This window comes from Fructilactobacillus sp. X8R1C1, from assembly GCF_059900945.1.
The window spans coordinates 1-788 of sequence record NZ_JBWXVH010000009.1 but is presented as its reverse complement, the minus strand read 5'-3'; the positions used below and the strand labels follow the sequence as shown (position 1 = coordinate 788).

Sequence of the window (788 nt, the reverse complement as noted above, 5' to 3'; positions counted from 1 at the left end):
TTGAGTGGCAGTGAGTCAACTAGCACCTCAATGAGCGAAAGCGATTCTACTAAGAGTGACTCTGTAAGTGCAAGTGACAGGCAGAGCACTTCTACAAGCAAGAGTGGCAGTACCTCATTAAGCGGTAGCGAATCAACTAGCACTTCAATGAGTAATAGCCTTTCTACTAGCAAGAGCGGAAGCACTTCAACAAGTGAAAGCCAATCAACTAGTAATAAAAACTCAACAAGTAAGAGTAACTCTGTAAGTTCGAGTGATAGTCAGAGCACTTCTACAAGCAAGAGTGACAGCACTTCATTGAGTGGTAGTGAATCAAAGAGCACTTCAATGAGTGAAAGTAACTCAACTAAGAGTGAATCAGTAAGTACCAGTGACAGCTTAAGCGAGTCCACAAGCAAGAGTGATTCTATTTCATTGAGTGATAGTGAATCGACCAGCACTTCAATGAGTGAAAGTGATTCCACTAAGAGTGACTCCGTAAGCACCAGTGATAGCTTAAGCGAATCTACTAGCAAGAGTGGCAGTACTTCATTAAGCGGTAGCGAATCAAATAGCACTTCAATGAGCGAAAGCAACTCAACCAAGAGTGATTCCGTAAGTACGAGTGATAGCCAAAGTACTTCTACTAGTAAGAGCGACAGTGCTTCCTTAAGTGATAGCGAATCAACCAGCACCTCAATGAGTGAAATCGACTCAACTAAGAGTGAATCTGTAAGCACCAGTGATAGCTTAAGCGAATCTACTAGCAAGAGTGGCAGTACTTCATTAAGCGGTAGCGAATCAAATAG

At 42.4% G+C, this 788-nt stretch carries 1 pseudogene; it reads left to right on the top strand.

The annotated features are described in order from the left end of the window. Positions 1–788, top strand: a pseudogene (locus tag AC6UD1_RS06975) (hypothetical protein); the annotation flags it as partial.